This is a genomic window from Rhizocola hellebori, assembly GCF_016862955.1.
GTDB lineage: Bacteria > Actinomycetota > Actinomycetes > Mycobacteriales > Micromonosporaceae > Rhizocola > Rhizocola hellebori.
Genome location: NZ_BONY01000101.1, coordinates 24,875 through 31,468, shown reverse-complemented (window position 1 = coordinate 31,468; position 6,594 = coordinate 24,875). Strand labels below are relative to the sequence as shown.

6 protein-coding genes are annotated in these 6,594 nt (G+C 69.2%); 2 read left to right on the top strand and 4 right to left on the bottom strand.

The genetic code is table 11. The features are described from left to right. Positions 1 to 167: 167 nt before the first annotated feature. Complete coding sequence (locus tag Rhe02_RS43350) at positions 168 to 821, bottom strand: response regulator transcription factor (protein WP_203914369.1); 654 nt, start codon at positions 819 to 821, stop codon at positions 168 to 170. After that, complete coding sequence (locus tag Rhe02_RS43345; RefSeq protein ID WP_203914368.1) at positions 785 to 2,695, bottom strand: sensor histidine kinase; 1,911 nt, start codon at positions 2,693 to 2,695, stop codon at positions 785 to 787. The genes Rhe02_RS43350 and Rhe02_RS43345 overlap by 37 nt, the downstream gene beginning before the upstream one ends. Before the next feature lie 133 nt (positions 2,696 to 2,828). Here Rhe02_RS43345 and Rhe02_RS43340 point away from each other — a divergent pair, with 133 nt between their 5' ends. Further along, the gene (locus tag Rhe02_RS43340; protein ID WP_203914367.1) at positions 2,829 to 3,731 is read left to right on the top strand and encodes an ABC transporter ATP-binding protein; all 903 of its coding nucleotides are present in this window, start codon (positions 2,829 to 2,831) and stop codon (positions 3,729 to 3,731) included. Continuing rightward, positions 3,728 to 4,459 carry an ABC transporter permease gene (locus tag Rhe02_RS43335; RefSeq protein ID WP_203914366.1) on the top strand — a complete coding sequence of 244 codons (732 nt, stop codon included), beginning with the start codon at positions 3,728 to 3,730 and terminating at the stop codon, positions 4,457 to 4,459. Before Rhe02_RS43340 ends, Rhe02_RS43335 begins: the two co-directional genes overlap by 4 nt. A gap of 224 nt (positions 4,460 to 4,683) precedes the next feature. On the opposite strand, the gene Rhe02_RS43330 is transcribed toward Rhe02_RS43335, so the two are convergent. Both Rhe02_RS43330 and Rhe02_RS43325 read right to left on the bottom strand, forming a co-directional pair. Then, entirely contained in the window at positions 4,684 to 5,304 is a 621-nt protein-coding gene (locus Rhe02_RS43330) for a response regulator (RefSeq protein WP_203914370.1), read from the bottom strand. Positions 5,305 to 5,309: 5 nt separating this feature from the next. Beyond that, the gene (locus tag Rhe02_RS43325; protein ID WP_203914365.1) at positions 5,310 to 6,488 is read right to left on the bottom strand and encodes a sensor histidine kinase; all 1,179 of its coding nucleotides are present in this window, start codon (positions 6,486 to 6,488) and stop codon (positions 5,310 to 5,312) included. Positions 6,489 to 6,594: the final 106 nt, after the last annotated feature.

The window sequence follows — 6,594 nt, the reverse complement described above, 5'->3', positions numbered from 1 at the left end:
AAGCGCAGGTCAGCACCGGCCGGATGCCCGAAGCGGCCAGCTGCTCAAAGGCGGCAGGCTAAGCGCAGGTCAGCATCGGGATGGATGCCCGAAGCGGGCCAGCTGCTCAAAGGCGGCAGGCTAGGCGCGGGTCAGCATCGGGATGGAAGCCCTGGGCGGGCGGCTGCTCATGGGCGGGCGGAGTTGAGGTAGGCCAGCACCGCCAGGACCCGGCGATTGTCGTCATCGGAGGGTGCCAGGCCCAGTTTGCCGAAGATGCTGGCCGTGTGTTTGCCCACGGCGCCTTCGCTGATGAAGAGGCGTTGTGAGATGGCCGCGTTGGACCGGCCTTCGGCCATCATGGCGAGCACCTCCCGCTCGCGTGGGGTCAGCTCGCCGACCGGGCCGGCGGAAGGCGCGGCGGTGAGGAGTTTGGCGATGACGTCGGGATCCATGGCTGTCCCGCCCAGGGCTACCCGGCGCACGGCGTCGATGAACTGTTCGGCGTTGAGCACCCTGTCCTTGAGCAGATATCCCACGCCACCGGAGCCGTCGGCGAGCAGCTCACGGGCGTAGACCTGTTCGACGTGCTGGGAGAGCACCAGGACCGGAAGCCCGGGGACCTGGCGGCGGGCTTCCAGAGCGGCCCGCAGGCCCTCGTCGGTGAAGGTCGGCGGCAGCCGGACGTCGACCACGGCCACGTCCGGCCGGTGTTCGAGCAGCGCCGCCAGCAACTCCGGCCCGGACTCGACCGCGGCCGCGATCTCGAAGTCGTAGGCGCGCAGCAGCTGGATGAGGCCTTCTCTCAGGAGGTAGAGGTCCTCGGCGAGGACGACGCGCATGGGATCTCCAGGGTGAGCTCGGTGGGTCCGCCAGCTGGGCTGGAGATGGTGACGATCCCATCGAAGATACCCAGCCGCTGGGCCAGGCCGCGCAGCCCACTGCCCCGCATCGGGTCGGCGCCGCCTTTGCCGTTGTCGCCGACCACGATACGCAGGTTCTCGGTGGTCAGCTCCATCGAGACGGTGGCTTTTGTGGCACCGGAGTGTTTGGCGGCGTTGCCCAGCGCTTCGGCCACCCCGAAGTAGGCCGCGGCCTCGATCGGCTCGGGCAGCCGCCAGGGCAGGTGCGCGGAGACGACTGTCGACAGTGGACTGTCCAGCGCCAGCGCCCGCACCGCGTCGGCGAGGCCACGTTCGGCGAGCACGGGCGGGTGGATCCCGCGTACCAGCTCCCGAAGTTCCCGCAGCGCAGTCCCCACCGACTCTCGGGTCTTGGCGAGCAGCTCACGGGCCGCGGTCGGGTTGGTGTCGAGCAGGCGCTCGATCGCACCAAGGTTCATGCCCAGCGCGACCAGACGGGCCTGGGTGCCATCGTGCAGGTCTCGCTCGATGCGGCGCAGCTCGCTGGCCGAGGCGGCGGTGGCGTCCGCGCGGGTCTGGGTGAGCTGCTCGACTCGTTGCGAGAGAACAGCTTGCGCGCTCGGAGAGAGCAGCACCCGGCTCCACCGGCCGTGCCAGCGCACCGCCGCGGGAGCGATTTTGATGCCGATCCAGGCCAGGAGGAGACCGACCGGGATCGCCGGCCAGGGGTTGCCATCGATCGCGCCGTACCAGTCGTGGCGTGGCGCGCCGAGCACGGTCTGGGTGATGCGGGGCAGGACGAGCCCCCAGATCCCGTAGCCGATCATGGCCACCGGGATGCCGGCCAGCAGGCCGCCGACGATCGGGTCGAGCCCGCGCCACAGCACCTCGCGCCAGGTGGCCGGATCCCCGGTGAGCCAGCTGAAACGCTGTGCCCACACGGCCCACCGCTGCGTGCGGTAGAGGCTCTTGCCCACCTGGAACAGGCCCTCGGAGTTGGCCACCAGAACCGGCAGCGGGCGGTAGGGCGCGGGGATCGGCGGCCCGGACCAGTGCGCCAGCGAGCGGCGCCAGGTGGCCAGCCAGCGCAGATCTCCCAGCACCATGGGTACCAGGAAGATGAGCCCGAGCCCGTAGGCCGCGATGAAGCCCAGCACCGTCGCGACGAAGACCGGGATCGCCAGGAGGCTTGTCAGCAGAAGGACAGCGAGCCGCAGCGGGGGCAGCAGGGCCTGGGCCACCCACTCCTTCACGGGATGCCGCACCGGCAGCACATTGTCCACATTGGACCGCAGGAACGGCCCGCCGAGCAGCCGCCGGTTGAAGGCAGCCGCGCCGCGCACGGCATATTCGGCGTTGAGGAAGCCGACCGGGATCAGCAGCAGCCCCACCGGGTACCCGAAAAAAGGCAAAACGATCCCGGCGGCGATGAGCAGGGCCGGCGCGAGGGCCAGCAACCCGCCGGTGACCGGGGCGATCATCATCCAGCCCAGGTCGCGCCAGGTCGCGTTGTCGCCCAGCAGCCACTCGATGCGGCCCATCAGGGCCGGCCAGTATGGGCTGCGGTAGAGCACACGGTCCTTGCGATACCACCCGTCCGCCTGGCGCACGGGCGGCGGAGGCGCGGGTTGGTAGGGCGCCGCGATGCTGACGCCGGCCAGCAAAGCCGTGCGCTGCCGCGCCACCTGGGCGATGGTCCGGCCCCACAGCAACGGCGCCGGGAGCAGGAAAAGCATGCCGAGCCCGAACCCGGGAGCGAACGCGGCTATGGTCACGGCGAAGCCGGCCACGCCCAGCAGCGTGAGCGCGAAGAGCTCGAAGCCCACCGCCAGAGCCCTCAGCCGTCGTGTCATGTCGCCAGTCTTACCCCTCGCAGCGGCGGGCGGCAGTACCCCCATCCCCATCGGTGGGGGTAGAGCTAGCCCCACCCCAATCGGAGAGATGGACGGATACCAACGCCCGCCCCGGATTTCTAGCGTTACTGGCATGGCAATCATCGAGGTTTCCAACCTGACGAAGCGATATGGCGAGCGCATCGTGGTCGAAGACGTCACCTTCGCGGTCGAGCCCGGCGAGATCTTCGGCGTCATCGGCCGCAACGGCGCAGGCAAGACCACCACGGTCGAGTGCATCAGCGGCCTGCGCACCCCCGACAGCGGCACCATCCGGGTGCTCGGCAACGACCCGCAGCACGATCCGGCTCCGCTGCGCCGTCTGGTGGGCGTGCAGCTGCAGGAGTCGGCGCTGCAGGACAAAATCACCGTCCGCGAGGCGGTGGACCTGTTCGCCTCCTTCTACCCCGACCCGGCAAGGCCGGCGCAGCTCATCGACGAGCTTGGCCTGGCCGCCTCCGCCAAAACGCAGTACGCCAAGCTTTCCGGCGGCCAGAAGCAGCGCCTGTCGATCGCCCTTGCCCTGGTGGGCAATCCGAAGATCGCGATCCTCGACGAGCTCACCACCGGGCTCGACCCCCAGGCGCGGCGCGACACCTGGCAGCTCATCTCCCAGGTGCGCGACCGTGGGGTGACCATCCTGCTGGTGACCCATTTCATGGACGAGGCCGAACGGCTCTGCGACCGGATCGCCGTCATCCACGGTGGGCGGGTCGCCGCCCTGGACACCCCGGCCAACCTCACCGCGCAGGTGGCAGCCGGTCAGGTGCTGCGGTTCCGCACCTCGAGCCCGGCCGACCTGGCCGCCCTGCGGTCACTGCCCTCGGTCACGTCGGTAGAAGATCAAGATCAAGAGCTGACTGTGGCTGGTACCCAGGAAGCACTCCCCCAAGTGATCACAGAGTTGAGCCGCCAGCAGCTCGTCCCCCTCAACCTGCGCGTCGACCAAGCCAACCTCGACGACGCCTTCATCGTCCTGACAGGAGAACGCGCATGAACACCCATCTGCTGCGAAGCGAATTCCGGCTCTACTTCCGCGACATCGCCGCCATCATCTTCGGGCTGCTGCTGAGCCCGCTGATCCTGATCATCCTGGGTGCCATCCCCTCCTTCCGCGAGGCCAAACCGGAACTGGGCGGGCAGTCGGTGATCGCGCTCTACGTGCCAACGATGATCATCATGGCGATCGCGATGGTGGCCATCAGCACCATGCCGGTGCAGCTTGCCCTCTACCGCGAACGCGGCATCCTGCGCCGGCTGTCCACCACCCCGGTGCGCCCCAAGGACCTGCTGCTCGCTCAGGCGGCCGTGCAGTTCGCCGTGCTGCTCATGGGCAGCCTGGCCGTCCTGCTGCTCGGCTGGGTCGCCTTCGGCGTCGCCCTGCCCGGCAACCCGGCGGCCTTCGCCCTGATCTACATCCTCTGCGTGGCCGCGATGTTCGGCATCGGCCTGATGCTCGCCAGCGTCAGTGGCAGCAAAACGGCACAGGGCATCGGCTCGGCCGTGTTCTTCCCGCTGATGTTCTTCGCCGGGCTGTGGGTGCCGGTAAAGGTGATGCCGGAAGCGTTGCGCACCATAAGCAGCTTCACCCCGCTGGGGGCCGGAGTGCAGGCGCTGCAAGACTCGGCGATCGGGCAGTGGCCCCAGTTGCTCCACATTGGAGTGTTGCTCGTCTGGACCGCCCTGGCCTGGATCGGCGCCATCCGGATGTTTCGCTGGTCCTAGCCGATCTGCCCCCCGCACCCACCACACCCCCCGGGCTCGGCCACCAGGCCGTCCCGGGGGTTTCACCATGGATGCCAAGGCATCTGCCGCACCCGCCCCTGATGCCAAGGCTTTGCCGCACGGCTCCCTGGACGTCAGGGCTTTGCCGCACGGCTCCCTGGACGCCAGGGCTTTGCCGCACGGCTCCCCTTGGATGCCAGGGCTTTGCCGCACGGTGGGCGGTGCTAGTGCGGCAAGCGGAGGATGCCGCGGGCGAGGGCGACTGTCACAGCGGCGGTGCGGTCGCTGACCGACAGCTTCTCGAAGATCCGCATGACGTGACTTTTCACGGTGGCCTCGCTGATGAACAGATCCCGCCCGATTTCCGGATTGGACATGCCATCGGCTATGCACTGCAACACCTGTAGCTCGCGGCGGCTCAGCTGCGGCTCGCCGCCGCGCACCCGGTTCACCAGTTTGGCCGCGACCGGCGCGGCCAGCACGGTCTCGCCGCGGGCAGCGGCGCGCACCGCGGCGGCCAGCTCCTGGCGCGAGCTTTCCTTGAGCAGATAGCCGGTGGCGCCCGCGGCCACCGCCCGGATGATGTCGCCATCGGTGTCGTACATGGTGAGGACCAACACGGCCGCTGTCCCGGCCGACACGATGCGGCTCGTGGCATCGACGCCGTCCAGGCCCGGCAGCCGCAGATCCATCAGCACCACGTCGGGTCGCAGCTGTGCGGCAAGCTCCACCGCCACATCGCCTGAGCCGCACTCCCCCACCACCGCGATGCCCGTCTCGGCGGACAGCACCGCCCGCAACCCTTCCCGCACCACGGGATGGTCGTCCACTATCAGCACCCGCACCTCGCTCACGACATCAGCTCCGCTCGGATGGTCGCCCCTTGCGACGCTGACGCGCACAGCTCCAGCCGGCCACCCAGCTGGGTTACCCGATCCCGCATGCCGGCCAGGCCGAAGCCGCCGGTCACCCGGGCCGGATCGAAGCCGCGGCCGTTGTCCTTGACCGACAGGCTCACCCCACTGTCGTGATAGGACAGTGCGACTTCGACCCGGCTCGCGGCGGCATGCCTGCGCACGTTGGTCAGCGCCTCCTGGGCCACCCGCAGCAACACCACCTCCTGATCGGCGGGCAGCGCCCGTGCCGATCCGGTGACGGACAGGGCCGGGACTAGACCGAGCTCGGGTCCCAGCCGCGTCACCAGATGGCGCAAGGCATCGGGCAGCGAGGCGTCGCGCAGGGCCGGTGGGGTCAGCTCGCCCACGAGCGCCCGAGCTTCGGCGAGATTCTCCTGGGCAGTCTGCCGGGCACGGTCAATGTACTGGCGCGCAGCACCGATGCCGCCGGCGGCGTCGGCCGCTTCGAGCAGCAGGACGACACTGGCGAAGCCCTGCGCCAGCGTGTCGTGGATGTCACGGGCCAGCCTTTCCCTTTCGGCCAGCGCCCCGGCCTCCCGGCTGACCCGAGCCAGCTGCGCCCGCGCCGCGGCCAATTCGGCGACCAGCTCGGCGCGTTGCTTGCTCTGCTCGATGATGCGGCCCACCCACACCCCGACCGCGGTCGCCACCACAAGGCCGATCGCCGCGGGAATCAGCGCCTCAAGCAACGCGATCGGCTCAAGCTCGGCATCGACCAGGGTGATGATGGCGGTGCCCGCGATCGTGACCGCGGTGGCGACGATCGCACGGGAAACAGGTAACAGCGCCCAGATATGGGGATACAACGCGAATAGCATCATGGCGCCCACCGGACGGATCGCGAACATGGCCAGCGTCAGCGGCACTGCGCCGATTAGGTAGACCAGTCCCAGGCGGGCGCGTTCACGTTGCAGGACGCGGGCCGCGGTCTTCGCGTACCAAACAGAAAGGATGGCCAGCATGCCGAGGGCGGCGAATCGCTGCACCGGCGCTATCCCGTCCTCTAGCGTGTAGAGCACGCCGGTAACCGCGGCCAACAGTCCAAATGCGAGGTGCCAGCCTCGGATGCTGCGCTGCCATTCATCCCGGCCAGCATCCACCTCACCCGCCATCGGCCAAGCTTGGCACCAATCGCCGCAGGCCGATATCCAACTGTCGTTGGATGCCGGGTTGGATCGGCCGGCGGCTGGGCAACAGGCTCGCCAAGCCGCACCGTGA

Coding starts and splice junctions, on each gene's coding strand:
- Rhe02_RS43345 (WP_203914368.1), bottom strand. CDS start 2,695: ATGACACGACGGCTGAGGGCTCTGGCGGTGGGCTTCGAGCTCTTCGCG.
- Rhe02_RS43325 (WP_203914365.1), bottom strand. CDS start 6,488: ATGGCGGGTGAGGTGGATGCTGGCCGGGATGAATGGCAGCGCAGCATC.
- Rhe02_RS43340 (WP_203914367.1), top strand. CDS start 2,829: ATGGCAATCATCGAGGTTTCCAACCTGACGAAGCGATATGGCGAGCGC.
- Rhe02_RS43350 (WP_203914369.1), bottom strand. CDS start 821: ATGCGCGTCGTCCTCGCCGAGGACCTCTACCTCCTGAGAGAAGGCCTC.
- Rhe02_RS43335 (WP_203914366.1), top strand. CDS start 3,728: ATGAACACCCATCTGCTGCGAAGCGAATTCCGGCTCTACTTCCGCGAC.